The sequence below is a fragment of the Klebsiella ornithinolytica NBRC 105727 = ATCC 31898 genome (assembly GCF_001598295.1).
GTDB lineage: Bacteria > Pseudomonadota > Gammaproteobacteria > Enterobacterales > Enterobacteriaceae > Klebsiella > Klebsiella ornithinolytica.
This window is the reverse complement of the sequence record NZ_BCYR01000009.1, coordinates 121,577-147,332: the sequence shown is the minus strand read 5'-3', so window position 1 is coordinate 147,332 and position 25,756 is coordinate 121,577. Positions and strand designations below refer to the sequence as shown.

Genomic DNA, 25,756 nt, shown 5'->3' with positions numbered 1-25,756 from the left:
ACCTTAATACAACGAGTGGGTGTTCTTTTCGATGTCTTCGCGGGTAATGCGACCGAACATCTTCCAGTAACACCAGGTGGTGTAACCCAGAATAATCGGCACGAAGACAATCGCCACGTAGGTCATCAGGTTCAGCGTTCTTTGGCTGGAGGTTGAATCCCACATGGTCAGACTAACGTTCATCATCGTGCTGGACGGCATGATGAACGGGAACATCGCAATCCCGGCGGTCAGAATGATGCAGGCCAGCGTCAGAGAAGAGAAGATAAACGCCAGAGCGCCCTTCTCCATCCGCGAGGTCAGGATAGTCAGCAGCGGCAATACCACGCCCAGTGCCGGGATAGCCCACAGCGAAGGCATATTATTGAAGTTCACCAACCATGCACCAGCCTGACGAGTCACTTCTTTGGTCAGCGGGTTAGATGGCGCAGAGTGGTCGATAGCCGAGGTGACCACATAACCGTCGATCCCGTATACCACCCAGACACCGGCCAGCAGGAAGCAAACCAGCGTCACCAGTGCCGCAACCTGAGAGGTCGTGCGGGCACGCAGGTGCAGCTCACCAACGGTACGCATCTGCAGGTAGGTAGCCCCCTGCGTCAGAATCATCGCCACGCTAACAATACCGGCCAGCAGACCAAACGGGTTCAGCAGCTGGAAGAAATTACCGGTGTAGTACAGGCGCATATATTCATCCATATGGAACGGTACGCCCTGCAGCAGGTTCCCGAACGCCACGCCAATCACCAGCGGCGGTACGAAGCTACCGATGAAGATGCCCCAGTCCCACATGTTGCGCCAGCGGGTATCTTCAATCTTCGAGCGGTAGTCAAAACCCACCGGACGGAAGAACAAAGCGGCCAGCACCAGAATCATCGCCACATAGAAGCCGGAGAACGCGGCGGCATAGACCGTCGGCCAGGCAGCAAACAGTGCGCCGCCGGCGGTGATCAGCCACACCTGGTTTCCGTCCCAGTGCGGAGCGATGGAGTTAATCATGATTCGACGCTCGGTGTCATTACGACCGAGGAAACGGGTGAGCATGCCCACCCCCATGTCGAAGCCATCGGTGACGGCGAAACCAATCAGCAGAACACCGATCAGTAGCCACCAGATAAAACGCAATACTTCATAATCGATCATTTGACGACTCCTGTCTTAGCGTGCCGGCTGAGTAGTCGTGGAAGACTGCTCGTAGTGGTAGCGACCGGTTTTCAGGCTGCTTGGTCCACGGCGTGCGAATTTGAACATCAGATACAGCTCCGCGACCAGGAACAGGGTGTACAGACCGCAAATCAGCAGCATCGAGAAGATCAGGTCACCGGCGGTCAGGGACGAGTTCGCTACCGCGGTAGGCAGTACCTCACCTATCGCCCACGGCTGACGACCATATTCCGCGACGAACCAACCGGACTCGATAGCGATCCACGGCAGAGGAATTGCGTACAGCGCAATGCGCAGCAGCCATTTCTTCTCGCCAATTTGGTTACGGATAACGGTCCAGAACGACGCCGCGATGATACCGAGCATCAGGATGCCGCAGGCCACCATAATACGGAACGCAAAGTACAGCGGCGCAACGCGAGGAATAGAGTCTTTCGTCGCCATAGCAATCTGCGCTTCCGTCGCGTCAGAGACGTTCGGGGTATAGCGTTTCAGCAGCAGACCGTAGCCCAAATCTTTCTTCACGCTGTTGAATTCATCGCGTACAGCCTGATCGGTTGAGCCTGCGCGCAGCTCTTCCAGCAGGGTGTAAGCTTTCATCCCGTTACGAATACGCGCTTCGTGCTGTGCCAGCAGGTCTTTCAGACCAATAACCGGCGTATCCACGGAACGAGTGGCAATAATGCCCAACGCATAAGGAATCTGGATTGCGAAGTGGTTGGTTTGCGCATCCTGGTCCGGAATACCAAACAGGGTAAAGGCAGCCGGAGCTGGCTGTGTTTCCCATTCGGCTTCGATGGCCGCAAGTTTAGTTTTCTGCACGTCACCCATTTCGTAACCGGATTCATCACCGAGCACGATAACGGAGAGAATCGCCGCCATACCGAAGCTGGCAGCAATGGCAAAGGAGCGTTTAGCGAAAGCGAAGTCGCGACCGCGCAGCATATAGTAGGAGCTGATACCCAGGACGAACATTGCGCCGCAGACGTAGCCGGATGCGACGGTATGGACAAATTTCACCTGCGCAACCGGGTTCAGAACCAGCTCGGAGAAACTGACCATCTCCATACGCATGGTTTCAAAGTTGAAATCCGAGGCGATCGGGTTTTGCATCCAGCCGTTCGCCACGAGGATCCACAATGCAGACAAGTTGGAACCCAGTGCCACCAGCCAGGTCACCGCCATGTGCTGAACTTTGCCCAGACGATCCCAACCGAAGAAGAACAGACCTACAAAGGTAGATTCGAGGAAGAAGGCCATCAGACCTTCAATGGCCAGAGGCGCACCGAAGATATCGCCCACGTAGTGAGAATAATAAGACCAGTTTGTCCCGAACTGGAACTCCATGGTCAACCCGGTTGCTACACCCAGCGCAAAGTTGATACCAAACAACTTGCCCCAGAACTTGGTCATATCTTTATAAATCTGTTTGCCGGAAAGGACGTAAACCGTTTCCATGATGGCCAGCAGGAACGCCATACCGAGCGTCAGTGGCACAAAAAGGAAGTGGTACATCGCGGTCAAGGCAAACTGTAAGCGCGACAGTTCGACTATATCTAACATCATGACTCCTTGCTCATCGCATGAAGACTCCGAGAATGAACCCTGCACACCGGGTTCATACGCATGCCCCAATACAAAATAACTTGCATCCCGCTTCGTTACCGTTTCGTCGCCAGATGAAACAGCTCCTCGCAAAGGTTACAAATACGTTAACGAAAAACCCAATTGATTCCCCAATATATTACGCCGCAATAACCTTACAATAAACAGGATTTTATTGAATCAGTTTTACATTTACGACGGTGATCAATATATAGCGAAAATGCCTGATTTAGGCCAATTTGATTGGCGACAATTTAACGTTTTTTTGTGGTTTTTTCCAAGCTTTAAGTATTGATATAAATCAATTTTTCCCGCTCATGTTAATTATGTATCCCAACAAAGAATAATGGTGAAGGTAATGTTAAATATATGTTTAAAGCATACCAATAATGGTTACTAAAAAGAGAGATATGAGAAGTATAGGTAATATGATTTAACTTTAAGTCGTATCGTATGAAAAAAAATAGCGATCTGATTAATGTTAGACGCTTCACAGTATTTTTTCCTGATAGACAGCATCAATTAAATCATCATTTTTATCTTTTCATTTTCAGGTAAGAAATAGCAGTGAGAATCATTCCCTCTTCTGCCGAAAAATAGCGGGTTATTATTTTAAAAAAAGGTGTTAAATCAATACAATAGAAGTGGTTTTTCCGGATAACGGCGATCTGCCACGGCAAAAGTGCGCCGCGGGGACCGTTGAAACTGCGGCAAAGAGAGGCATAAAAAAGGCCACCTGACGGTGGCCAACCATGTCGAAATCGGACATTTAACTGCTCAGCTTGAGCAGAGAGGGTTTACTTAATGATTGATTTCAGCGCTTCGCCGATATCCGCCAGGCTACGAACGGTCTTCACGCCCGCCGCTTCCAGCGCAGCAAATTTCTCATCAGCCGTGCCTTTACCGCCTGCGATAATGGCGCCCGCGTGGCCCATACGCTTGCCTTTCGGCGCGGTCACACCGGCGATGTAACCGACAACCGGCTTGGTGACGTGATCTTTGATGTAAGCAGCCGCTTCTTCTTCCGCGCTACCGCCGATCTCACCGATCATCACGATCGCTTCGGTCTGCGGGTCTTCCTGGAACAGCTTCAGGATATCGATGAAGTTAGAACCCGGGATCGGGTCGCCGCCGATACCAACGCAGGTAGACTGGCCGAAACCGTAATCGGTGGTCTGCTTAACCGCTTCATAGGTCAGCGTGCCGGAACGGGAAACGATCCCCACTTTACCCGGCTGATGAATGTGACCCGGCATGATGCCGATTTTGCATGCGCCTGGGGTGATAACGCCCGGGCAGTTAGGGCCGATCATGCGTACGCCGGCTTCATCCAGCTTCACTTTCACCGTCAGCATATCCAGCGTCGGGATACCTTCGGTGATGGTGATGATCAGCTTAATGCCCGCATCAATAGCTTCCAGAATGGAGTCTTTGCAGAACGGGGCCGGAACGTAGATAACGGTCGCGGTTGCGCCGGTTGCTTCAACGGCTTCGCGCACGGTGTTAAACACCGGCAGACCCAGGTGAGTGGTGCCGCCTTTGCCTGGCGTAACGCCGCCGACCATTTGAGTGCCGTAAGCAATGGCTTGTTCAGAGTGGAAAGTCCCCTGGCTACCGGTGAAGCCCTGGCAGATAACCTTGGTGTTTTTATCAATTAAAATGGACATTATTTCCCCTCCACTGCGGCAACAACCTGCTGTGCTGCGTCCGTCAGACTTTTCGCTGCAATAATATTCAGGCCGCTGTCAGCCAGTTTCTTCGCGCCCAGTTCGGCGTTGTTCCCTTCCAGACGTACGACAACCGGTACGTTTACGCCAACTTCTGCTACCGCGCCGATGATGCCGTCAGCGATCAGGTCGCAACGCACGATACCGCCGAAGATGTTAACCAGTACGGCTTTAACATTGCTGTCGGAAAGAATGATTTTGAACGCTTCAGTCACGCGCTCTTTGGTTGCGCCGCCGCCAACGTCGAGGAAGTTAGCCGGTTCGCCGCCGTGCAGTTTAACGATGTCCATGGTGCCCATTGCCAGGCCCGCACCGTTAACCATACAACCGATGTTGCCGTCCAGCGCAACGTAGTTCAGTTCCCACTGTGCAGCCTGCGCTTCACGCGGGTCTTCCTGAGACTGGTCGCGCATTTCACGCAGATCCGGCTGGCGGAACAGCGCATTGCCGTCGGCGCCCAGTTTGCCGTCGAGGCAGATCAGGTCGCCCTGCTTAGTGATAACCAGCGGGTTAATTTCGATCAGCGCCAGGTCGCGCTCCAGGAAGATAGTCGCCAGACCCATAAAGATTTTGGTGAACTGCTGAACCTGCTTACCTTCCAGACCCAGTTTGAACGCCAGCTCGCGTCCCTGGTAAGGCATCGGGCCTGCCAGCGGATCGATCGCAATTTTGTGGATCAGGTGCGGGGTTTCTTCCGCCACTTTTTCGATTTCCACGCCGCCTTCGGTGGAGGCCATGAACACTACGCGACGGGAGCTACGGTCAACAACCGCACCCAGATACAGCTCTTTGGCGATATCTGTCGCTGCTTCAACCAGAATCTGGTTAACCGGCTGGCCGTTGGCGTCTGTCTGGTAGGTCACAAGGCGTTTGCCCAGCCAGTGCTCAGCAAATGCGCGAATGTCTTCTTTACTGTTAACTACTTTCACACCGCCCGCTTTACCGCGGCCACCAGCGTGAACCTGACATTTCACTACCCACGGACCCGCGCCGATTTTTGATGCGGCTTCTTCTGCTTCGCGCGGAGTAGTACAGGCATAACCCACCGGCGCCGGTAAACCATAGCGGGCAAACAGTTGTTTTGCCTGATATTCATGTAAGTTCATGTGTTCAGTCCATCCTTCAGGGAATAATTATCTTTAAACCTGTAGGCCTGATAAGACGCGCTAGCGTCGCCATCAGGCATCTCATCAACGCCGGATGGCGGCGTAAACGCCTTATCCGGCCTACGGTAGGTAATACTCTTGCTGACTACACGTCCAGCAGCAGACGAGTCGGGTCTTCCAGCAGCTCTTTGATAGCAACCAGGAAGCCTACCGATTCACGTCCATCGATCAGACGGTGGTCGTAAGAGAGCGCCAGGTACATCATTGGCAGAATTTCTACCTTGCCATTGACCGCCATCGGGCGATCTTTAATGGCATGCATACCCAGAATGGCGCTCTGCGGTGGGTTGATGATTGGCGTGGACATCAGAGAACCGAATACGCCGCCGTTGGTAATGGTGAAGTTACCGCCGGTCAGGTCATCTACGGTCAGCTTGCCGTCACGGCCTTTCACTGCCAGCTCTTTAATATTCTTTTCGATATCCGCCATGCCCAGCAGGTCAACATCACGCAGAACCGGAGTCACCAGACCGCGCGGCGTAGAGACCGCCATGCTGACGTCGAAGTAGTTGTGATACACCACATCATCGCCATCGATAGAGGCGTTCACTTCCGGATAGCGTTTCAGCGCTTCAACCACGGCTTTCACGTAGAAGGACATAAAGCCCAGACGGATACCGTGACGTTTTTCGAAGGCATCGCCGTACTGCTTACGCAGATCCATAATCGGCTTCATGTTGACTTCGTTGAAGGTCGTCAGCATGGCGGTGGAGTTCTTCGCTTCCAGCAGACGCTCGGCAACGCGTTTGCGCAGGCGGGTCATCGGAACGCGTTTTTCAGAACGGTGGCCCAGTTGCGCAACCGGTGCTGCCGCAGCGGCAGGCGCTTTGGCTTCGGTTTTAGCCGGTGCCGCCGCCAGATGTTTCTCAACATCTTCACGGGTCAGGCGGCCGCCGACGCCGGTGCCTTTAATGGCTGCGGCATCGAGGTTGTGTTCAGCCAGCAGACGGCGAATCGCCGGGCTGAGGGCATCATTGCTCTGCTCTTCCAGAGAGGCCTGCTGACGCTGAGCCGGGGTGGACTCTTTAGCGTCGGCTTTCGCCGCGGACTCTTTACCCGCGCTGTTGCCTTCACGCAGGCGACCGAGGATCTGGCGAGAAAGTACGGTTGCACCTTCGTCTTCCAGCACTGCATCCAGAATGCCGTCCGCTGAAGCCGGTACTTCCAGTACCACTTTGTCAGTTTCGATTTCCACCAGCACTTCATCACGCTGGACGCTATCGCCCGGTTTTTTATGCCAGGTCGCAACCGTCGCGTCAGCTACGGACTCAGGCAGATCGGGAACCAGAATATCTACGCTACTCATTATGTATCCTTTAATTAATCGACGTTCAGCGCGTCATTGACCAGATCTTGTTGCTGTTTCTGGTGAACGGACATATACCCTACCGCCGGAGAGGCGGAGGCCGGGCGGCCTGCGTAACGCAGAGAGGCCCCAAACGGAATCACTTCGCGGAAGTGATGCTGGCTGCAGTACCACGCGCCCTGGTTGAGCGGTTCTTCCTGGCACCAGACAAAATCATGCACGTGAGCGTAAGGCTTCAGCGCTTCCTGTACCGCCTGATGCGGGAACGGATAGAGCTGCTCTATACGCACGATAGCGACATCTTTTTGGTCGTTCTTACGGCGTTGTTCCAGCAGATCGTAATAAACCTTACCAGAGCACAGGACAACACGCTTCACCGCTTTCGGGTCGAGGTCATCGATTTCACCGATGGCCGGCAGGAAGGTGCCGTTCGCCAGTTCGTCCAGGCTGGAGACCGCCAGCGGATGGCGCAGCAGAGATTTCGGCGACATCACCACCAGCGGACGACGCATACCGCGCAGCGCCTGACGACGCAGCATGTGGTAAACCTGAGCCGGAGTCGATGGCACACAAACCTGCATATTCTGTTCAGCACACAGCTGCAGATAGCGTTCCAGACGCGCGGAGGAGTGCTCCGGGCCCTGGCCTTCGTAGCCGTGCGGCAGCAGCATGACCAGGCCACACATCCGGCCCCACTTCTGCTCGCCGGAGCTGATGAACTGATCGATCACCACCTGAGCGCCGTTAGCAAAGTCACCGAACTGCGCTTCCCAGATAGTCAGGGTGCGCGGTTCCGCAGTGGCGTAGCCGTATTCGAACGCCAGCACCGCTTCTTCAGAAAGCACGGAGTCCCAGACTTTGAAATGCTCCTGGCCGTTATGCACATGCTGCAGCGGCGTGTAGGTCGAACCGTTCACCTGGTTATGAATCACGGAATGGCGGTGGAAGAACGTACCGCGACCGGAGTCTTCACCGGACAGGCGAATCGGAATCCCTTCATCAACCAGCGTGGCGTAAGCCAGGTTTTCCGCCGCACCCCAGTCGAACAGCTTCTCGCCGGCGGCCATCGCCTGGCGATCGCCATAAATCTTCGCCACGCGAGACTGCATTTCAATGCTGTCCGGCACGGTGCTGATGCGTTTAGCCAGCTCCTGCAGACGTTTCATCTCGACTTTACTCGGGTAGCTCTCATCCCACTCGTGGTTGAGGTACGGTGACCAGGTAAAGGAGTGCAGGTTCATCGGACGCCATTCCTCAACCACGCATTCGCCGGCATCCAGCGCATCACGATAGAGGTTAACCAGTTCGGTCGCATCTTCCAGAGTCGACACTTTGTCCTGCTCAAGTTTGTCGGCGTAGATTTTGCGCGGGGTCGGATGTTTTTTGATTTTCTGATACATCAGCGGCTGCGTTGCGCTCGGCTCGTCGGCTTCGTTATGGCCGTGACGGCGGTAGCACACCAGGTCGATGAAGACATCGCGTTTGAAGGTATTACGGAAATCCAGCGCCAGGCGGGTAACGAAAGCAACGGCTTCCGGATCGTCCGCGTTCACGTGGAAGATCGGCGCCTGAACCATTTTACCGATATCGGTGCAGTATGGCGTGGAGCGCGCATCCAGCGGGTTCGAGGTAGTGAAGCCCACCTGGTTGTTGATAACGATACGTACGGTTCCGCCCACTTCGTAGCCACGCGCCTTGGACATGTTCAGGGTTTCCTGAACCACGCCCTGACCCGTCACTGCGGCGTCGCCGTGGATAGTAATCGGCAGCACTTTATTGCTGCTCGGCTCGTCGAGACGATCGAGACGCGCGCGAACCGACCCGATAACCACCGGGCTGACGATTTCGAGGTGTGACGGGTTAAACGCCAGCGCCAGGTGCACCAGGCCGCCTTCGGTTTCCATGTCAGAAGAGAAGCCCATGTGGTACTTCACGTCACCGGTGCCGAGGTGTTCTTTATGCTTGCCCGCGAACTCGTCGAACAGGTCCTGCGGTTTTTTGCCCAGAACGTTAACCAGCACGTTCAGACGACCGCGGTGCGCCATGCCGAGCACCACTTCACGGGTGCCGCTTTTGCCAGCGTGACGGATCATCTCTTTGAGCATCGGGATCAGCGCATCGCCGCCTTCCAGCGAGAAGCGTTTGGCGCCCGGGAATTTCGCGCCGAGGTAACGTTCCAGGCCTTCGGCTGCTGTCAGCTCGGTCAGGAAACGTTTCTTCTCGTCAGCGGTAAAGCTGGCTTTCCCTGCTACCGACTCAATACGCTGCTGAATCCAGCGTTTCTCTTCGGTAGAGGTGATGTGCATGTATTCCGCGCCGATAGCGCCGCAGTAGGTTTGTTTGAGCGCGGCAATCAGCTCGCCCAGTTTCATCGTATCTTTGCCGATAGCAAATGAACCTACGTTATAGCTTTCCTGGAAATCGGCCTCGGTCAGATCGTGGTATGCAGGATCGAGATCCGCCACTCTCTCTTGCTTCCACAGTCCCAGCGGATCGAGATTCGCATGCTGGTGACCACGGAAGCGATATGCGTTGATGAGCTGCAGGACTTTAACCTGCTTCACATTGGTATCAGGGTCGGAAATCGAAGAAGTGTAACGTGAGGCATCCTTCGCCAGTCGACGGAAATAATCACGCGTTTTCGAATGAAATTGATCCGGTTTGACTCCGGTGCCAGGTAACTGCTGGAACATAGAACGCCAGTTGGCGTCAACAGAGTCAGGATCGGTTAAGAAGTCTTCATAGAGCTGTTCTATCCAGCTCTGGTTCGAACCAGAGAGGTAAGAAGAGTCCAGCCAGGCTTTCATTGCGCCGTTCTGCATCGTGATCCCTTAAGCATTTATATGCTTATTTCGCCGTAGAAACTACCACGCACAGCAATTGTACGTGCCGGGGTTCACTTGTTGCGGACGAGTTGTGGCTTCTGCATCCGCGAAGGAACCTTTAAAAACTGCCATTAATCTTCGGCGTTCAGGCTGCGGTTGCGTTAGCTGCCTTCACTTACCCCGATCACATAGTTCACTATGCTCCCTGGGATGCGTTCAGTTGCCGCCTTACCTCGCTCTGAACGCCTTGATTACTGGTACATATTTGGCGGTTTTTAAAGATTTCCTGCCATCCCCTTCATACTTCAAGTTACATGTGCGTTGGCTTTCCTCACTCACCCCAGTCACTTACTTGAGTAAGCTCCTGGGGATTCGCGGCGTCGCCACCTTCCTGTAACTCGAATTATTTAGGGTATTCATTTCCCGGCGGCACAAACGCTGCCGGGGCTACTGCTTCGGGTAGCCCGGATAAGCGATAGCGCCATCCGGGACAGACCGGGTTACTTACGCACTGCGCTGCAGCAGCATCGACTTAATATGGCCGATGGCGCGCGTCGGGTTAAGCCCTTTCGGACATACACTGACGCAGTTCATGATGCTGTGACAGCGGAATACGCTGAAAGCATCGCTTAACCCTTCCAGACGGCTGTCGGTTTCGGTATCGCGGCTGTCAATCAGGAAACGATACGCAGCCAGCAGACCTGCCGGGCCGATAAACTTGTCCGGATTCCACCAGAACGACGGACAAGAGGTTGAACAACATGCGCAAAGAATACACTCGTACAGACCATCGAGTTTTTCGCGCTGCTCTGGCTTCTGCAGATGCTCGCGAGCCGGAGGATTTTGCCCATTATTCAACAAGTAAGGCTTAATCTTCTCATATTGTGCATAGAATTGCCCCATGTCTACAACCAAATCGCGGATAACCGGCAAACCGGGCAGCGGACGGATGACAATTTTCTTACCCGGCTGATTCAGCGCGGAGATCGGCGTGATACACGCCAGACCGTTCTTACCGTTCATGTTCAGACCGTCGGAGCCACAGACCCCTTCACGGCAGGAACGACGAAATGAGAGCGACGGGTCTTTTTCTTTCAGCTGCATCAAGGCATCCAGCAGCATCATGTCACGACCTTCTTCCGCTTCGAGGGTGTAATCCTGCATGCGCGGAGCATCGTCAACGTCCGGGTTATAACGATAAATTGAAAACTCTAGTTTCATTTTCCTGTCTCCGCATTAATAAGTACGAATCTTCGGCGGGAATGCCGGACGCAGTTTCGGTTCCATATTGACGCTACGACGCGTCATGGATTCCGACTCTGGCAGATACAGGGAATGGCACAGCCAGTTTTCGTCATCACGATCCGGGAAGTCGAAGCGACTATGCGCGCCGCGGCTTTCGGTACGGAAGTTTGCAGAAACCGCGGTGGCATAGGCAGTTTCCATCAAGTTATCCAGCTCCAGGCACTCAACGCGCTGGGTGTTGAACTCGCTGGAGGTGTCATCCAGGCGCGCATTTTTCAGGCGCTCGCGGATCGCTTTCAGCTGCTCAAGCCCTTTGGCCATCGCATCGCCTTCGCGGAATACCGAGAAGTTATGCTGCATACACTCTTGCAGCGCTTTGCGGATTTCCACCGGATCTTCGCCGTTACGGTTACCGTTCCAGCGGTTCAGACGTTCAAGGGACGCGTCGATTTCGGCTTCGGTCGCGTCAAGCAGATCGCCCTGCTCGGCAATCGACTCCTGCAGATGCAGACCGACCGCACGACCGAACACCACCAGGTCAAGCAGGGAGTTGCCGCCCAGACGGTTCGCGCCGTGGACCGATACGCAGGCAATTTCGCCGACGGCGAACAGGCCAGGAATCACCACGTCTTCGCCCTGCTCGTTCACGGTCAGCGCCTGACCGGTCACTTTGGTCGGAATACCGCCCATCATGTAGTGGCAGGTTGGGATAACCGGAATCGGCTCTTTCACCGGGTCGACGTGGGCGAAGGTACGTGAAAGCTCCAGGATGCCCGGCAGACGGGATTCCAGAACCTCTTTCCCCAGGTGGTCCAGTTTCAGCTTCGCATGCGGGCCCCACGGGCCGTCACAGCCGCGACCTTCACGGATTTCGATCATGATGGAACGCGCCACCACGTCACGACCCGCCAGGTCTTTCGCATTCGGGGCATAACGCTCCATAAAGCGCTCGCCGTGTTTGTTCAGCAGATAACCGCCTTCGCCGCGGCAGCCTTCTGTCACCAGAACCCCCGCACCGGCGATACCGGTCGGGTGGAACTGCCACATTTCCATATCCTGCACCGGCACGCCGGCGCGAATCGCCATCCCGACGCCGTCACCGGTGTTGATGTGGGCGTTAGTTGTGGACTGGTAGATACGGCCTGCGCCGCCGGTTGCCAGCACGGTCGCACGGGCTTTGAAGTAAACCACTTCACCGGTCTCGATACACAGCGCGGTACAACCTACCACCGCGCCATCGGCGTTTTTCACCAGATCCAGCGCATACCACTCGGAGAAAATGGTGGTGTGGTTTTTCAGGTTCTGCTGATAAAGGGTATGCAGCAGCGCGTGACCGGTACGGTCAGCCGCCGCAGCGGTACGTGCCGCCTGTTCGCCGCCGAAGTTTTTCGACTGGCCGCCAAACGGACGCTGATAAATGGTGCCATTCTCCAGGCGGGAGAACGGCAGCCCCATATGGTCAAGCTCCAGAATCGCTTCCGGGCCGGTCTTACACATATATTCGATGGCGTCCTGGTCACCGATATAATCGGAGCCTTTCACCGTGTCATACATATGCCATTCCCAGTTATCTTCATGGGTATTACCGAGCGCCACGGTGATGCCACCCTGCGCGGAAACGGTATGGGAACGGGTAGGGAACACTTTAGAGAGCAGCGCACAGGTCTGGCCGCTCTGGGAAATTTGCAGCGCCGCGCGCATACCTGCGCCACCGGCACCAATCACAACTGCATCAAATTCTCTGACAGGCAATTTCATCACACACCCCACACCACAACAAATCCATAAAGAACGTAAGCCACCAGCGCAACAACGATAACCAGTTGCAGAATTAAGCGTACAGCCAGCGGTTTAACGTAGTCCGTCAACACCTGCCACATCCCGATCCAGGCGTGAATCAGAATGGACACGAGGGCTAACAGGGTGAAGACTTTAGTGAATGCGGAGGAGAAAAAGCCCGTCCAGACTTCCCAGGAAATTTCACCGGTGGTGGCAAAAAAGCCGACCATGTAGATGATGTAAAGGGTCAGAACGATGGCGGTAGCACGAACCAGAATGAAGTCATGTACGCCGTTGCGTCCCAGTGCTGAGGCGTTGCTTACCATACGAGGACTCCTGCGAGAAGTGAAAGCACGACAGTAATAACAAAAGAAATCTTAGCGGAGCGTGTCCCTACTTCGAGGGTTTCTTCCAGGTAGCCAAAATCCATCAACAGGTGGCGGATACCGACAACGGCGTGGTACGCCAGCGCGGTCAGGATGCCCCACATGATGAACTTCACAAAGAAGCTATCCATGATGGAAGACGCAACGAGGAAACCTTCTGGAGAGGAAAGGCTGGTGCCCAGCAACCAAAGCAGAATCCCGACCGCCACGAAGGTGATCACACCGGAAACGCGATGGAGAATGGACGCTATCGCTGTGATTGGGAACCGGATCGTTTGCAGATCCAGATTGACAGGTCTTTGTTTTTTCACATTTCTTACCATGAATAACGCCCACATGCTGTTCTTATTGTTTCCTTCCTCCGGTCTGCTTGCGGGTCAGACAGCGTCCTTTCTATAACCTGTGGTCATGATAAAACCCCTTTTCAAGAGCTAAAACGTGACCAGACAACGCTGGGTGGCTCGGGATTGCAGGGTGTTCCGGAGACCTGGCGGCAGTATAGGCCGTTCACAAAATCATTACAATTAACCTACATATAGTTTGTCGGGTTTTGTCCGGAACAGTGATCGATGTCACGATAACAACATTATTTTAAATTTTAATCACCTGATTTGACAAATATTAAACATTCTTGTTACAACCATTACCAGATAAATGCAATAATGCTCAAAAGTTATGGGGTCACTCTTTCACCTGAGAATAAGTTATGCAACAGTGTGATGGTATTGACCGATGTAATCAGGACAGTTATTAGTGGTATACAGATTTTTAAATTCGGACTGCTAAAACGCTGATTTGCTGCTGTTTCGTCGTAGGCTGAAGACGTACCATCAAGCGCCTTTGCTCTGTACCCTGCAATTTCCGCTGACGCAGAGCTGTGTGCAACATAACAAACTGGTAACGTAGTCAGGCACGGGCCGAAGGCAAATCCACACCCGGCAGTCTTACGCAATAAAGGCGCTAAGGAGACCATAAATGTCTGATGCTAAAGCAAAAATCACCCTAGGCGGTGATACTGCTATTGAACTGGATGTGCTAAAGGGCACGCTCGGTCAGGATGTTATTGATATTCGTAGTCTTGGATCAAAAGGCGTATTCACCTTTGACCCTGGTTTCACTTCCACCGCATCATGTGAATCTAAAATCACCTTTATCGATGGTGATGAAGGTATCCTGCTCCACCGTGGTTTCCCGATCGATCAGTTAGCGACCGAGTCCAACTACCTCGAAGTGTGTTACATCCTGCTGAACGGTGAAAAGCCGAACCAGGAACAGTACAACGAATTCAAGACCATCGTTACCCGCCACACCATGATCCACGAGCAGATTACCCGTCTGTTCCACGCGTTTCGCCGTGACTCTCACCCGATGGCGGTGATGTGCGGTATCACCGGCGCGCTGGCCGCGTTCTATCACGACTCCCTGGATGTCAACAATCCGCGCCACCGTGAAATCGCCGCCTATCGCCTGCTGTCCAAAATGCCGACAATGGCAGCAATGTGTTACAAATATTCAATCGGCCAGCCTTTCGTTTATCCGCGCAACGACCTCTCTTACGCGGGCAACTTCCTGAATATGATGTTCTCCACGCCGTGTGAAACCTACGAGGTTAACCCGGTACTGGAACGCGCCATGGACCGTATCCTGATCCTGCACGCTGACCACGAACAGAACGCATCCACCTCCACCGTCCGTACCGCAGGTTCTTCTGGCGCGAACCCGTTCGCCTGTATCGCTGCGGGCATCGCCTCCCTGTGGGGACCGGCGCACGGTGGCGCGAACGAAGCTGCGCTGAAGATGCTGGAAGAGATCAGTTCCGTTGAGCACATTCCGGAATTTGTCCGTCGCGCGAAAGACAAAAACGACTCTTTCCGTCTGATGGGCTTCGGCCACCGCGTGTACAAAAACTACGACCCGCGCGCCACCGTAATGCGTGAAACCTGCCATGAAGTGCTGAAAGAACTGGGCACCAAAGACGATCTGCTGGAAGTGGCCATGGAACTTGAGCACATCGCGCTCAACGACCCGTATTTCATCGAGAAGAAACTCTACCCGAACGTCGATTTCTACTCCGGTATCATTCTGAAAGCGATGGGTATTCCGTCCTCCATGTTTACCGTTATCTTCGCGATGGCGCGTACCGTAGGCTGGATTGCTCACTGGAACGAAATGCACAGCGACGGCATGAAAATCGCGCGTCCGCGTCAGCTGTATACCGGCTACGAAAAACGCGATTTCAAATCCGACGTGGCCAAAGGCTAAGTTCGATCCTGAAGACAAAAAACGCGTCTGCGAACGTCATGCTGGCCACTTAAGGTGGCCAGCTTTTTTTTGTTTATCGTGGACCAGGGCGATGCCGGTAAACGGTGGTTGGCGCGAAAGTAATTTTCGTACTTCGGGGCATGTGTTCTGTGGAATATTCCGTTCACGTGAGGTTCCGCACGCGACTGTTTCCTGCGCGACAGGTGAACGGGCGGGAACGCAGGCGCACATCCAGGACTGACCGCCAGGACGGTGGTCAGAGGATCGGTCGAGACAGGGACGTCGAGTCCGGCCCGGTCCGCCAGATGAAGCCGGAGTGGAGCATACCGCGTAGCGGCCGTTTTCAGCGCAATGCCGGGGGGGCGAGCGAAACGCCCCCCATGCCGTTCACCCGCAGCGGGTGTAAGAAAAGTGGCGGATTCACCGTGAACGGAACATGCCACAAAAGTGAACGATATACTCCACGGAACCCACGCGATAGACCCCTTTCGCACAAACCAGCGTAAAAACAACATCCCTGGCTTAACAGCGAACGACGGGACAGAAACTCCTGCAAAGATGTTGAAAACCTGACAGCGTCGCATAAAAAATCGGCAATCTCATTGAGATAACTGACTCTTACACCACTGCCGGATTGGTCAACCGACCCGTAAACGCCCGGCACGAAAGACGGGCACGATAGCTTAAAAAGCGAACAGCGTATCGCTAATGCTGGCACCCCGGACACCAGTAAAACGGTCGCGACGCGAGCATCGTTTTCTCGATAATCCCGCCGCAGCGCTCGCAGATTTCGCCATCACGATGGAAAACGTTAAAGCGGAACAGCGCGCCATGATGTTTATTCTCATCCACCGCCCCGCGGGTGCGATACGACAGGCGCGGAATATCCAGCAGCGCATGGGCCAGGGCGTCGAGCTGCTTATCATCGAGCGCCGATGCGTTATGCCGCCCGCTCAACCCGACCTGCCAGAGAATCTCCACCCGTAAATAGTTTCCCAGTCCGGCCAGAAACGCCTGATCCAGCAACAAAGCGGAAAACTGCCGTCGGCGGAATCTGGCCGACAGCAGGCGAGCTTTGACCGATTCCGCGGTCAGCGTCATATCCAGCACATCGGGTCCAACCCGCAATAAAAACGGATGGGTAGCCAGCTGCTCCGGCGTCAGAATAGCGATATCCGACGCGCTATAGAGCAAAATCGCCTTCTCCGCCGTCTGCAGCCTGACCCGCAGCACGCGGTTACTGACCGGCTGTTCGCCCGCCTCCACCACGCGCCAGACGCCGTACAGCTGATTATGACTGTAGAGCGTCAACCCGCCGGAGAAATGCGTCAGCAGCGCTTTGCCGCGGGTTTCTATGTGGGTTACCCGCTGGCCCACCAGCGGAGCCTGATACACCTGTAGCTGCGGAAAAGCGAACCAGACATCGGTAAGAGGTTCGCCTTTGACCGCCGCCTCCAGGCTATCCGCCGCGCGGCGGATCTCCGGACCTTCCGGCATAATAGCGTCCTTCTGTTAGTGCGTCGCACCGCCGACAATTTTCACATCCCCCTCCTGGCGCAGGGAGACGGCAATCGCCGTCTCCAGCGCCGCACGGACCGTTTGTACCGCCATACTCGCCTCACCCGGATGGGCGGCCGCCTGCTCCGGGAGGTACGGAATATGGATAAAGCCGCCTTTTGCCCCGCTTCGCCCGTTTAATGCATGCAGCAGACCATACATCACATGGTTGCAGACGAATGTCCCCGCCGTTTGCGACACCGATGCCGGTATGCCCTGCTCGCGCAGCGCCGCGACAATTGCTTTCACCGGCAGGCTGCTGAACCAGGCCGCCGGACCGTCGGCCACTACCGGCACGTCAACCGGCTGCTGGCCTTTATTATCGGCAATACGCGCATCATCGACGTTTATCGCGACACGTTCGACGGTAATATCGACACGACCACCCGCCTGCCCGACCGCTATCGTTAACACCGGTTGATGCTCATCCAGCGCCGCATACAGCGCCGTCAGGGCCTCACCAAATACACAGGGCAGCTGTCGCGCGACCACGCGCTCACCGGCCACCATCGCGCCATCAAGCTGCTTCACCACTTCCCATGAAGGGTTCACCGCCTCACCGCCAAAGGGTTCAAACCCGGTGATTAATACGCCCGCCATCTTTCCTCCTTACAGGAACATCAGGAAATAGAGTAGAAATACGTTGACGATCAGCAGCAGTACGCCGGTCGGAATCTGAGCCTTAATCACCGCATTTTTATCCGGCAGTTCCAGCAGCGCCGCCGGCACGATGTTGAAGTTTGCCGCCATCGGCGTCATCAGGGTGCCGCAGTAGCCGGAGAACATACCGATCGCCGCCATCACCGCCGGATTACCGCCGTGCTGAAGCACCAGAATCGGAATACCAATCCCCGCCGTGACAATCGGGAAGGCGGCAAACGCATTGCCCATGACCATCGTCAGCAGCGCCATGCCGATGGTGTAGACCGCCACAGCGACAAAGCGGCTGTCCACCGCCAGATAATGCTCGGTGAGCCAGGCAATACTGCTACCCACTCCGGCAGTGGTAAACAGCAGCCCCAGCACCGCCAGGATCTGCGGCAAAATAAACGCCCAGCCTACCGAATCCAGCAGACGACGCGCCTCCTGCAGCGGCTGCGCGACCTTTTCCCGGGTCATGCGAATCGCCATCATCAGGCCGATCAGCGTCCCGGCGGTCATCGAAAACAGCGTAATCAGCGTGGCATGATTACCCGGGCCAAACACCCGGACTTGCCACGATGGCAGGTTATTAAACAGCAGCACCCCGATCACCGTGACAACCGGAATAGCCAGCGCCGGATAAAACAGCCGGTTACCCAGGCGGGTCGCGCTGGCGGTTCGCTCTTCCTCGGTGCGCTGGTGATAGCTACCCAGCCTGACACCGCCAAAACCGGCGATCAGCGCCAGCGCCACGACGGCAACGCCGACGGCAATATTGACCGAGCGCTTGTCGTCTACCAGCTGATAAGTCCAGTCGCCAAGCAGGAACAGCAGACCGTACAGCCCCCAGAACAGGCCGGTGGTCAGGCGACGAGGGTTACTTTTGTCGCGCCATGACATGACCGCGACCACCAGCAGAACGACACCCGCCAGCCAGTAGAGCCAGGTTTGTTGAAAATTCATGCGACACCGCCTTTCGCCTGTGCGGCGGCGTTCAGTTTATCCAGCTCGCGCTGCAGGTGACGATCGAGTCGCCACAGACGCGCGGAATGGATCGCGAAGGCGCAAATCGCCGTCGGGATCCCCCACAGGGCAATATGCAGCGGTTCGGTCTGGATCCCACCGGACTCCAGCATAAAGTTGTGCATAAAGATGATGGCGCCGAAGGCGACGAAAATGTCTTCGCCAAAGAACAGGCCGACGTTGTCCGTCGCCGCCGACATCGCGCGTAAGCGATAGCGAATGCTGCCGGGAAGCGGACCTAACGTTTTTTCCGCCGCCCCTTCCGCCATCGGCGCCAGCAGCGGACGCACCATTTGCGGATGGCCCCCCAGGCTGGTTAACCCCAGCGCAGCCGTCGCTTCGCGCACGAACAGGTAGACGATCAGCAGACGTCCGGCGGTGGCGCTGTGGATCTTCGCGATCCACGCCTGGGCGCGCTCTTTCAGGCCATGCCGTTCAAGTAGCCCAATGACCGCCAGCGGCAGCAAGAGAATAAATGGCAGGTTGCGGGTGTTAAGAAACCCCTCCCCCAGCTTTTCCAGAATGGTGGCGATGGGCATTTGCGCCGCCACGCCGGTAACAATTCCAGAGATAATGACCACTAAAACCGGATTAAAACGCAAAACAAATCCGACCACAATCACGGCAATGCCGATCAGCGGCCAGAGAGATATCGCTTCTCCCATGATAACGTCCTGTTAGTTGTGAGTGTTGTTGTGAGTGCTGTAATGCCTTAATAATTATTGTTTTATTCTTCTGTTTCCGCGCTGACCTGAATATTGCGTCCGGCAAAAGCCGCACGCAAACGGCGCGCAAAATCCAGCGCATGTTCACCGTCACCGTGAAGACACACGGTGTCAGCGATAACATGCGCCCATTCACCGGTGAGACTGCGTACCCGATTATGCTGCACCATTTCCAGGGTCTGCGCCAACGCCTGCTCTTCGCTGTCGATAAGTGCCCCGGGCTGTGAACGCGGCACCAGGCTACCGTCAGCCAGGTACCCGCGATCGGCAAAGACCTCCTGCCGCGTGACCAACTTGTAATGTTGTCCGGCGCGAATTAATTCGCTGCCGGCCAGCCCGACCAGGATCAGCGCAGGATCGAAATCTCGCACAGCCCGGGCAATCGCATCGGCCAGCGGCGCCTCTTTTGCCGCCTGGTTGTAGAGCATACCGTGCGGCTTCACGTGCTTCAGTTCGCCGCCTTCCGCGCGCACGATCGCCGCCAGCGCACCAATCTGATACAGCATCTGGGCATAGACCGTCTCCGGCGGCAGCTGCATTGCGGTGCGGCCAAAATTTTCCCGATCGGGAAAGCTGGGATGCGCCCCGACGGCCACGCCGTTTTTCAACGCCTCGCGCACGCATTTATGCATCAGTAACGCATCGCCGGCATGAAAACCGCAGGCGATATTGGCGGAGGAGACCAGCTGTAACAACGCGCTATCGCTCGCACAGCCTTCCCCCAGATCGGCATTTAAATCAATGATCATCGCTCAGTCTCCATGCCAGTTGTTCCAGATAGCGCTGCTGATCCGCACGTGCTTTCAACGCCTCTTCCAGCGTGCACGGAACAAAATGAATCGGCTGGCCCAGCGGAATTTGCGCCAGCTGGTACATATCAGCGTCGATAATGCAGGCAATTCGCGGATAGCCGCCGGTGGTCTGCGCATCGTTCATCAAGACAATCGGCTGACCGTTATGCGGAACCTGTACCACCCCCGGCAGCAGGCCGTGCGAAAACATTTCGCGATGGGTGGTGCGCGTAAGCGGTTGGCCCTGCAGACGATATCCCATCCGGTTGCTCTGGGCGCTAAGCTGCCAGGGGGAACGCCAGAACGCCCCTTGCGAGGCCCGATCAAATTCATGGTACTCCGGCCCCGGTAACGCGCGGATGCGATTGCCGATCGGCAGTGACTTAACGCCCCGCGACGTACTGAATCGTCGGGACGCTTTTCCCAGCTTCAGCCGATCGCCATCCTGCAGGCGTCGCCCTTCAAGGCCGCCAATGCCGACTTTCAGATCGGTACTGCGCGAACCGAGCACCTCCGGAACGTCAATGCCCCCGGCTACCGCCAGATAGCTGCGGATCCCATACTGCGGGGTTTTAAGCACCAGATGCTGCCCGGCCTTCGCCGCCATTCGCCAGCCGACCCATACCGGCTCGCCGTCCAGCATTGCTTCACAGGCGGCACCGGTCAGCGCAAACCAGCAGTCACGTTCAAACTGAATATCCACCTGGCCGAGCGTAATCTCCAGCGCGGCAGCATTTCCCGCGTTGCCGACCAGCAGGTTAGCAATCACCAGCGAGGGTTTATCCAGCGCACCGCAGAGACTGATCCCCGACTGTCGCTGTCCTTCACGTCCGCCATCCTGTACCGAAGAGTACATTCCGGCGCGGATCATCTTCAACATACCCCCTCCTTTTGCGGCACAAAGCGGACTCGATCGCCGGAACGCAGCAGCACGGGCTCCTGACGCATGGGATCAAAGAGCGCCAGCGGCGTACGGCCCAGCAGCTGCCATCCACCCGGAGTCGCCAGCGGATACACGCCGGTTTGCGCGCCGCCGATGCCGACAGAGCCGGCGGGGACCCGCAGACGCGGTTCCGCATGTCGCGGCATCGCTAAACGCTCCGGCAGTCCGCCGAGATAAGGAAATCCCGGCTGGAAACCAAGAAACCACACCACGTACTCGACGGAGGCGTGCAATTCGACAACCTGCTGTTCAGTCAACCCGCTGTGAAGCGCCACGTTCGCCAGGTCGGGGCCGTCTTCGCCGCCGTAGATAACCGGAATGGTCATCAGCCGCGACTGTGGCTCAAGCGCCTCGCTCTCCTCCCACCAGCGCTGCAACTGCTCAATCGCATCCCATGCCATCTCCTGCGGATGGCGCAGGACCACGGTAATATTGTTCATCCCCGGTATCGCATCCAGGACCTCTTCGTGATCCGCCAGTCTCTGAGCCAGGCGCCAGATACGCTTTTGACTTTCCAGCGTGACCGGGGGTTCGAGCTCCAGAACCACGGCGGTTTCGCCTAACATGTAACAACGCGCTCGCTGCACTTTTCTTTCTCTCTCATCAGGCCGGGTTGGGAATATCAATAAAGGTCACATCCAGATCGGTATTTTCCGTCAGCCATTCGCTCAACGCGCGAATACCGCCGCGTTCGGTGGCATGGTGTCCGGCAGCATAAAAATGCAGGGACTGCTCGCGCGCGGAGTGGACAGTTTGCTCCGAGACTTCACCGGTAATAAACGCATCGACGCCAAAGCGAGCGGCGCTGTCAATAAAGCTCTGGCCACCGCCGGTACACCAGGCGACACGGGCCACTTTATCTGGCCCGGTATCACCGCACCACAGCGGCTTGCGCCCCAGGCGCGCCTCAATCCACGAAGCCAGCTCCAGCCCGGAAACCGGCATCGACAGCTCTCCCCACGGGACCAGCGGCTCAATTTCCCCCATGACGGTGATCCCCAGCAGCTGCGCCAGCTGGACGTTATTCCCCAGCTCCGGGTGGGCATCCAGCGGCAGATGCCAGCCATAGAGGTTGATATCATTTGCCAGCAGCGTCTTCAGGCGCTGGCGCTTAATGCCGCGAATCACCGGCGATTCACCTTTCCAGAAATAACCATGATGGACGATCACCGCATCTGCCTGCAGGCGCACGGCCTCGTCCAACAGCGCCTGGCTGGCGGTGACGCCGGTGACAATTTTTTGCACCGTCTCACGCCCTTCCACCTGAAGGCCATTTGGCGCGTAGTCGCTGAATGTCGCGCTATTGAGCTTTTCGTTAATCAGTTGTTCCAGTTCGCTATTTTTCATTGCCGCTCCATCAGGTCATCATTTTGTGCACAGGCATAACATAGCGGTATCCGCGTAGATCGTCGATAGCCTCTGCGTGAGAGACGCTCGTTTGACTTTTAGCTTAATCCCGCAATTTGTCTACCCACCCCGTGATGCATTCGTGTATATTTATGCATTATAAAAGCATATTAAATAACCAGAAAGCCTTTAAGGCCATGAATAACACTGCTAAACCGCTATTCATGCAGAAAGATCGACTTTCGTTTTACGGCAGGAACCAGGCGTTACATGAACAGACAATCATCGCAACCGCGCGCAATCTATTACGTCGTCGCGCTGCAAATTTGGGAATACTTCAGTTTTTACGGGATGCGGGCGCTGCTGATTTTGTATCTCACCAATCAGCTTAAGTACGACGATAGCCACGCCTACGCCCTCTTCAGCGCATACTGCTCTCTGGTCTACGTCACGCCGATTCTCGGCGGTTTCCTGGCCGATAAGCTCCTCGGCAACCGAATGGCGGTGATGCTCGGCGCGTTGTTGATGGCCATTGGCCATTTGGTGTTGGGTGCCAGCGAAATTGCGCCAACCTTCCTCTATCTGTCGCTCGCCATCATCGTCTGCGGCTACGGATTGTTTAAATCCAACGTCAGCTGCCTGTTGGGAGAGCTGTACGAACCCACCGATCCACGCCGCGATGGCGGCTTCTCGCTGATGTATGCGGCGGGGAATATCGGCTCGATCGTCGCCCCCATCGCCTGCGGATATGTGCAGGAAGAGTACAGCTGGGCCATGGGCTTCGCCCTCGCCGCCGTCGGGATGATTGCCGGACTGGTGATTTTCCTCTGCGGCAGTCGCCATTTCCGTCACACCTCGGGCGTCAATCGCCAGGCGCTCTGCGCGCGCCGCTTTATGCTGCCCAACTGGGGCTGGCTGCTGGTTCTGCTGATCGTGGCCCCGCTGCTGATCACCGTACTGTTCTGGCAGGAGTGGTCGGTCTATGCGCTGATCGTGGCGACGATTGTCGGCCTGGTGGTACTGGCCAGAATTTATCGGCGGGCAGAGACGGCCAAACAGCGTCGAGACCTGCGACTCATTATCGTCCTGACCGGATTCAGCCTGCTGTTCTGGGCTTTCGCTCAGCAGGGCGGCAGCTCCATCAGCCTGTATATCGACCGCTTCGTGAACCGGCATATCATGAGTTATGAGGTCCCGACCGCGATGTTCCAGTCGGTGAACGCCTTTGCGGTCATGCTCTGCGGAATGGTGCTGGCCTGGCTGGTGAAAGAGAATATCAACGGCAACCGTACCGTGCGGATCTGGGGTAAATTTGCGCTGGGTCTGGGGCTAATGAGCGCCGGCTTCTGCATTCTGACCCTGAGCGCACGCTGGTCGGCCGCCTACGGACAATCGTCGATGCCGCTGATGGTACTGGGCCTCGCGGTAATGGGCTTTGCCGAATTGTTTATCGACCCGGTGGCGATGTCGCAAATCACCCGTATCGAAATCCCCGGCGTGACCGGCGTGCTGACCGGCATCTATATGCTGCTCTCCGGCGCCATCGCCAACTATCTGGCCGGCGTGATTGCCGACCAGACAGCACAGGGTGCGTTCGATGAAGCCGGTGCGACCAGCTACGCCATTGATGCCTATATCAACGTGTTCAGCCAAATCACCTGGGGGGCTTTAGCCTGTGTCGGCCTGGTGCTGATAATCTGGCTGTATCACGCCCTGCGGGTCAGGACCCGCGCCCTGGCCGTGGAGTAAGGCTTTTACTGGCGGCCTCCCAGGCCGCCAACGTCTCCAGTCGCGCCTGCTTGTGATCGACCAGCGGACGCGGATAGTTCAGGCTCACCCTCTGTTTATCGGCCCAGATCCACGGCTGATGCAGCGCGTTATCAGGGACATCGGCCAGCTCTGGCAGCCACTGCCGAATAAATGTCCCGGCCTTATCGAACTTCTCTCCCTGGGTGGTCGGATTAAATATACGAAAATAAGGGGCGGCGTCGGTGCCTGTCGACGCTGCCCACTGCCACCCGCCGTTATTCGCCGCCAGGTCGCCATCAATCAGCTGGTTGATAAAATAGCGCTCGCCCGCGCGCCAGTCGATACGCAGGTCCTTGACCAGAAAACTGGCGGTAATCATCCGCAGCCGGTTATGCATCCAGCCCGTGGCATTGAGCTGGCGCATCGCGGCATCGACGATCGGAAAACCCGTTTTCCCGGCTTGCCACGCCTCTAATCCTTGCACATCGTCACGCCATGTCACGTTATCGGTCCAGGCAATGAACGGGCGACCTTTGCATAAGTCCGGGTAGAACACCATCAAATGTCGGTAAAACTCCCGCCAGATCAGTTCGTTTAGCCAGACGGAGCCTGCTTCACCGTCGAGCGCCGCCGGCTGCTCAGCCAGCAGTCGATGCAGGCACTGGCGCGGGGAAAGAACGCCTACGGCCAGACATGGCGACAGCCGGCTGGTGCCTTCCCTGGCGGGGAAATCACGCTGCTGGTCATAATCTGCGGCTTTTTGCTGGCAGAAACGGCGCAGTCGGGCGATAGCCGTTTTCTCATCGTCGGCAAAAAGGTGGGGATCAAAAGCCTCCTGCGGATAGCGGATCTCCGGCAGCGGCGCTGGCGTCAGGGGGCCGTGACCACGTACCGTCGGTGCGGCCACGCACTCCGGCAGCGCCTCGCGCAGTCGACGGAGAAAGGCATTTTTAAAGGGCGTAAACACCTTATACATTTCGTGATTCCCGGTCAGCACGCTGCCTGGGGACAGTAAAAGCGCATCGTCAAACCCGTGACATACCACGCCGCTCAGCCGCTTTTCCACCGCCGCATCGCGCTGACGCTCGTTGATTTCGTACTGGTAGTTATAAAACAGGTGGCTGACCTGCTGCTGCGCGCAATAGTCAGCCAGCAGCTGGACGCTGGCCGAAAAATCCTCCGCCTCCGCCACCTGCAACGCAATTCCTCGCTCGGCAAGAGCTGACTGCAGGCTACGCAGATGGCGGACGATAAATGCCGCCTGCCGCGGCGCCATACCGTGCTGATGCCACTGGCCCGGCGTGGCGATAAACAGCGCCAGCACGCGGGCATGCGGATCGCGACAGGCGGCGGCAAGCGCCAGGTTGTCATGGATACGTAGGTCAGCGCGAAACCAAACCAGATGAGTGGCCATAAAACTCCTGCAATCAGTAACATTCATGGATTCGATACCTCCCGGCCGGGTACGTAGCCCGCGAGGGAAGCATCAGGAAATTCAGATATAGAGTGTTGCA

General features: G+C 56.1%; 22 protein-coding genes. 3 read left to right on the top strand and 19 right to left on the bottom strand.

Annotation, left to right across the window (positions count from 1 at the left end):
• Positions 1 to 3 precede the first annotated feature (3 nt).
• From cydB to sdhC, 10 genes are all read right to left on the bottom strand, one after another.
• Positions 4 to 1,143 carry a cytochrome d ubiquinol oxidase subunit II gene (gene cydB / locus ROR01S_RS17945; RefSeq protein ID WP_004859683.1) on the bottom strand — a complete coding sequence of 380 codons (1,140 nt, stop codon included), beginning with the start codon at positions 1,141 to 1,143 and terminating at the stop codon, positions 4 to 6.
• 15 nt (positions 1,144 to 1,158) lie between these two features.
• Complete coding sequence (gene cydA, locus ROR01S_RS17940; protein ID WP_004859682.1) at positions 1,159 to 2,727, bottom strand: cytochrome ubiquinol oxidase subunit I; 1,569 nt, start codon at positions 2,725 to 2,727, stop codon at positions 1,159 to 1,161.
• 839 nt (positions 2,728 to 3,566) lie between these two features.
• On the bottom strand, positions 3,567 to 4,436 hold the full coding sequence (gene sucD / locus ROR01S_RS17935; RefSeq protein ID WP_004859678.1) for a succinate--CoA ligase subunit alpha: 870 nt from the start codon (positions 4,434 to 4,436) through the stop codon (positions 3,567 to 3,569).
• Positions 4,436 to 5,602: an ADP-forming succinate--CoA ligase subunit beta gene (gene sucC / locus ROR01S_RS17930; protein ID WP_004859677.1), complete on the bottom strand. Its 1,167-nt coding sequence runs from the start codon at positions 5,600 to 5,602 to the stop codon at positions 4,436 to 4,438. Before sucC ends, sucD begins: the two co-directional genes overlap by 1 nt.
• A gap of 145 nt (positions 5,603 to 5,747) precedes the next feature.
• Positions 5,748 to 6,968 carry a 2-oxoglutarate dehydrogenase complex dihydrolipoyllysine-residue succinyltransferase gene (gene odhB, locus ROR01S_RS17925; RefSeq protein ID WP_004859675.1) on the bottom strand — a complete coding sequence of 407 codons (1,221 nt, stop codon included), beginning with the start codon at positions 6,966 to 6,968 and terminating at the stop codon, positions 5,748 to 5,750.
• A gap of 14 nt (positions 6,969 to 6,982) precedes the next feature.
• Positions 6,983 to 9,790 carry a 2-oxoglutarate dehydrogenase E1 component gene (gene sucA / locus ROR01S_RS17920; RefSeq protein ID WP_004859672.1) on the bottom strand — a complete coding sequence of 936 codons (2,808 nt, stop codon included), beginning with the start codon at positions 9,788 to 9,790 and terminating at the stop codon, positions 6,983 to 6,985.
• A 507-nt stretch (positions 9,791 to 10,297) separates the two neighbouring features.
• Positions 10,298 to 11,014 (bottom strand): succinate dehydrogenase iron-sulfur subunit SdhB, encoded by a 717-nt coding sequence (sdhB, locus tag ROR01S_RS17915; RefSeq protein ID WP_004859670.1) that lies wholly within the window; start codon positions 11,012 to 11,014, stop codon positions 10,298 to 10,300.
• Between the two features lie 15 nt (positions 11,015 to 11,029).
• Entirely contained in the window at positions 11,030 to 12,796 is a 1,767-nt protein-coding gene (gene sdhA, locus ROR01S_RS17910; protein WP_004859668.1) for a succinate dehydrogenase flavoprotein subunit, read from the bottom strand.
• The gene (sdhD, locus tag ROR01S_RS17905; protein ID WP_004859665.1) at positions 12,796 to 13,143 is read right to left on the bottom strand and encodes a succinate dehydrogenase membrane anchor subunit; all 348 of its coding nucleotides are present in this window, start codon (positions 13,141 to 13,143) and stop codon (positions 12,796 to 12,798) included. The genes sdhA and sdhD overlap by 1 nt, the downstream gene beginning before the upstream one ends.
• Positions 13,137 to 13,541 carry a succinate dehydrogenase cytochrome b556 subunit gene (gene sdhC, locus ROR01S_RS17900; RefSeq protein ID WP_004859662.1) on the bottom strand — a complete coding sequence of 135 codons (405 nt, stop codon included), beginning with the start codon at positions 13,539 to 13,541 and terminating at the stop codon, positions 13,137 to 13,139. Before sdhC ends, sdhD begins: the two co-directional genes overlap by 7 nt.
• A gap of 324 nt (positions 13,542 to 13,865) precedes the next feature.
• Between sdhC and ROR01S_RS27765 the strand changes: the two genes are divergently transcribed.
• The gene (locus ROR01S_RS27765; RefSeq protein WP_418325369.1) at positions 13,866 to 13,997 is read left to right on the top strand and encodes a hypothetical protein; all 132 of its coding nucleotides are present in this window, start codon (positions 13,866 to 13,868) and stop codon (positions 13,995 to 13,997) included.
• A 181-nt stretch (positions 13,998 to 14,178) separates the two neighbouring features.
• Positions 14,179 to 15,465: a citrate synthase gene (locus ROR01S_RS17895; protein ID WP_004859660.1), complete on the top strand. Its 1,287-nt coding sequence runs from the start codon at positions 14,179 to 14,181 to the stop codon at positions 15,463 to 15,465.
• A gap of 705 nt (positions 15,466 to 16,170) precedes the next feature.
• Here ROR01S_RS17895 and nei read toward each other — a convergent pair.
• The 8 genes from nei to ROR01S_RS17855 form a co-directional block, all read right to left on the bottom strand.
• A complete protein-coding gene (gene nei / locus ROR01S_RS17890) occupies positions 16,171 to 16,962 on the bottom strand; it encodes an endonuclease VIII (protein WP_004859657.1) in 792 nt (263 codons plus the stop codon).
• Between the two features lie 15 nt (positions 16,963 to 16,977).
• Positions 16,978 to 17,622 carry a pyroglutamyl-peptidase I gene (gene pcp, locus ROR01S_RS17885; protein WP_004859654.1) on the bottom strand — a complete coding sequence of 215 codons (645 nt, stop codon included), beginning with the start codon at positions 17,620 to 17,622 and terminating at the stop codon, positions 16,978 to 16,980.
• A 9-nt stretch (positions 17,623 to 17,631) separates the two neighbouring features.
• Complete coding sequence (locus ROR01S_RS17880) at positions 17,632 to 18,627, bottom strand: DUF979 domain-containing protein (RefSeq protein WP_015584870.1); 996 nt, start codon at positions 18,625 to 18,627, stop codon at positions 17,632 to 17,634.
• The gene (locus ROR01S_RS17875) at positions 18,624 to 19,352 is read right to left on the bottom strand and encodes a DUF969 domain-containing protein (RefSeq protein WP_004859651.1); all 729 of its coding nucleotides are present in this window, start codon (positions 19,350 to 19,352) and stop codon (positions 18,624 to 18,626) included. Before ROR01S_RS17875 ends, ROR01S_RS17880 begins: the two co-directional genes overlap by 4 nt.
• A 62-nt stretch (positions 19,353 to 19,414) precedes the next feature.
• Entirely contained in the window at positions 19,415 to 20,161 is a 747-nt protein-coding gene (gene pxpA, locus ROR01S_RS17870) for a 5-oxoprolinase subunit PxpA (protein ID WP_004859649.1), read from the bottom strand.
• Positions 20,151 to 21,083: a 5-oxoprolinase subunit PxpC gene (gene pxpC, locus ROR01S_RS17865; RefSeq protein ID WP_044349706.1), complete on the bottom strand. Its 933-nt coding sequence runs from the start codon at positions 21,081 to 21,083 to the stop codon at positions 20,151 to 20,153. Before pxpC ends, pxpA begins: the two co-directional genes overlap by 11 nt.
• Entirely contained in the window at positions 21,077 to 21,733 is a 657-nt protein-coding gene (gene pxpB / locus ROR01S_RS17860) for a 5-oxoprolinase subunit PxpB (RefSeq protein WP_032716910.1), read from the bottom strand. Before pxpB ends, pxpC begins: the two co-directional genes overlap by 7 nt.
• A gap of 16 nt (positions 21,734 to 21,749) precedes the next feature.
• Complete coding sequence (locus ROR01S_RS17855) at positions 21,750 to 22,493, bottom strand: type 2 GTP cyclohydrolase I (RefSeq protein ID WP_004859643.1); 744 nt, start codon at positions 22,491 to 22,493, stop codon at positions 21,750 to 21,752.
• A gap of 270 nt (positions 22,494 to 22,763) precedes the next feature.
• Between ROR01S_RS17855 and dtpD the strand changes: the two genes are divergently transcribed.
• Positions 22,764 to 24,242, top strand: coding sequence for a dipeptide permease DtpD (gene dtpD, locus ROR01S_RS17850; RefSeq protein WP_004859642.1), 1,479 nt, complete (start codon positions 22,764 to 22,766; stop codon positions 24,240 to 24,242).
• On the opposite strand, the gene phrB is transcribed toward dtpD, so the two are convergent.
• Complete coding sequence (gene phrB / locus ROR01S_RS17845; RefSeq protein ID WP_064359740.1) at positions 24,214 to 25,656, bottom strand: deoxyribodipyrimidine photo-lyase; 1,443 nt, start codon at positions 25,654 to 25,656, stop codon at positions 24,214 to 24,216. The genes dtpD and phrB overlap by 29 nt on opposite strands.
• Positions 25,657 to 25,756: the final 100 nt, after the last annotated feature.

What these genes read in the sequence shown, in the direction of transcription:
- pcp (WP_004859654.1), bottom strand. Translation starts at nt 17,622, where the DNA reads ATGGCGGGCGTATTAATCACCGGGTTTGAACCCTTTGGCGGTGAGGCG.
- ROR01S_RS17895 (WP_004859660.1), top strand. Translation starts at nt 14,179, where the DNA reads ATGTCTGATGCTAAAGCAAAAATCACCCTAGGCGGTGATACTGCTATT.
- sucD (WP_004859678.1), bottom strand. Translation starts at nt 4,436, where the DNA reads ATGTCCATTTTAATTGATAAAAACACCAAGGTTATCTGCCAGGGCTTC.
- cydB (WP_004859683.1), bottom strand. Translation starts at nt 1,143, where the DNA reads ATGATCGATTATGAAGTATTGCGTTTTATCTGGTGGCTACTGATCGGT.
- ROR01S_RS27765 (WP_418325369.1), top strand. Translation starts at nt 13,866, where the DNA reads ATGCTCAAAAGTTATGGGGTCACTCTTTCACCTGAGAATAAGTTATGC.
- sdhA (WP_004859668.1), bottom strand. Translation starts at nt 12,796, where the DNA reads ATGAAATTGCCTGTCAGAGAATTTGATGCAGTTGTGATTGGTGCCGGT.
- cydA (WP_004859682.1), bottom strand. Translation starts at nt 2,727, where the DNA reads ATGTTAGATATAGTCGAACTGTCGCGCTTACAGTTTGCCTTGACCGCG.
- sdhB (WP_004859670.1), bottom strand. Translation starts at nt 11,014, where the DNA reads ATGAAACTAGAGTTTTCAATTTATCGTTATAACCCGGACGTTGACGAT.
- ROR01S_RS17855 (WP_004859643.1), bottom strand. Translation starts at nt 22,493, where the DNA reads ATGAAAAATAGCGAACTGGAACAACTGATTAACGAAAAGCTCAATAGC.
- sdhD (WP_004859665.1), bottom strand. Translation starts at nt 13,143, where the DNA reads ATGGTAAGCAACGCCTCAGCACTGGGACGCAACGGCGTACATGACTTC.
- pxpA (WP_004859649.1), bottom strand. Translation starts at nt 20,161, where the DNA reads ATGATCATTGATTTAAATGCCGATCTGGGGGAAGGCTGTGCGAGCGAT.
- odhB (WP_004859675.1), bottom strand. Translation starts at nt 6,968, where the DNA reads ATGAGTAGCGTAGATATTCTGGTTCCCGATCTGCCTGAGTCCGTAGCT.
- sucC (WP_004859677.1), bottom strand. Translation starts at nt 5,602, where the DNA reads ATGAACTTACATGAATATCAGGCAAAACAACTGTTTGCCCGCTATGGT.
- pxpC (WP_044349706.1), bottom strand. Translation starts at nt 21,083, where the DNA reads ATGTTGAAGATGATCCGCGCCGGAATGTACTCTTCGGTACAGGATGGC.
- ROR01S_RS17875 (WP_004859651.1), bottom strand. Translation starts at nt 19,352, where the DNA reads ATGGGAGAAGCGATATCTCTCTGGCCGCTGATCGGCATTGCCGTGATT.
- sdhC (WP_004859662.1), bottom strand. Translation starts at nt 13,541, where the DNA reads ATGTGGGCGTTATTCATGGTAAGAAATGTGAAAAAACAAAGACCTGTC.
- nei (WP_004859657.1), bottom strand. Translation starts at nt 16,962, where the DNA reads ATGCCGGAAGGTCCGGAGATCCGCCGCGCGGCGGATAGCCTGGAGGCG.
- phrB (WP_064359740.1), bottom strand. Translation starts at nt 25,656, where the DNA reads ATGGCCACTCATCTGGTTTGGTTTCGCGCTGACCTACGTATCCATGAC.
- ROR01S_RS17880 (WP_015584870.1), bottom strand. Translation starts at nt 18,627, where the DNA reads ATGAATTTTCAACAAACCTGGCTCTACTGGCTGGCGGGTGTCGTTCTG.
- sucA (WP_004859672.1), bottom strand. Translation starts at nt 9,790, where the DNA reads ATGCAGAACGGCGCAATGAAAGCCTGGCTGGACTCTTCTTACCTCTCT.
- dtpD (WP_004859642.1), top strand. Translation starts at nt 22,764, where the DNA reads ATGAACAGACAATCATCGCAACCGCGCGCAATCTATTACGTCGTCGCG.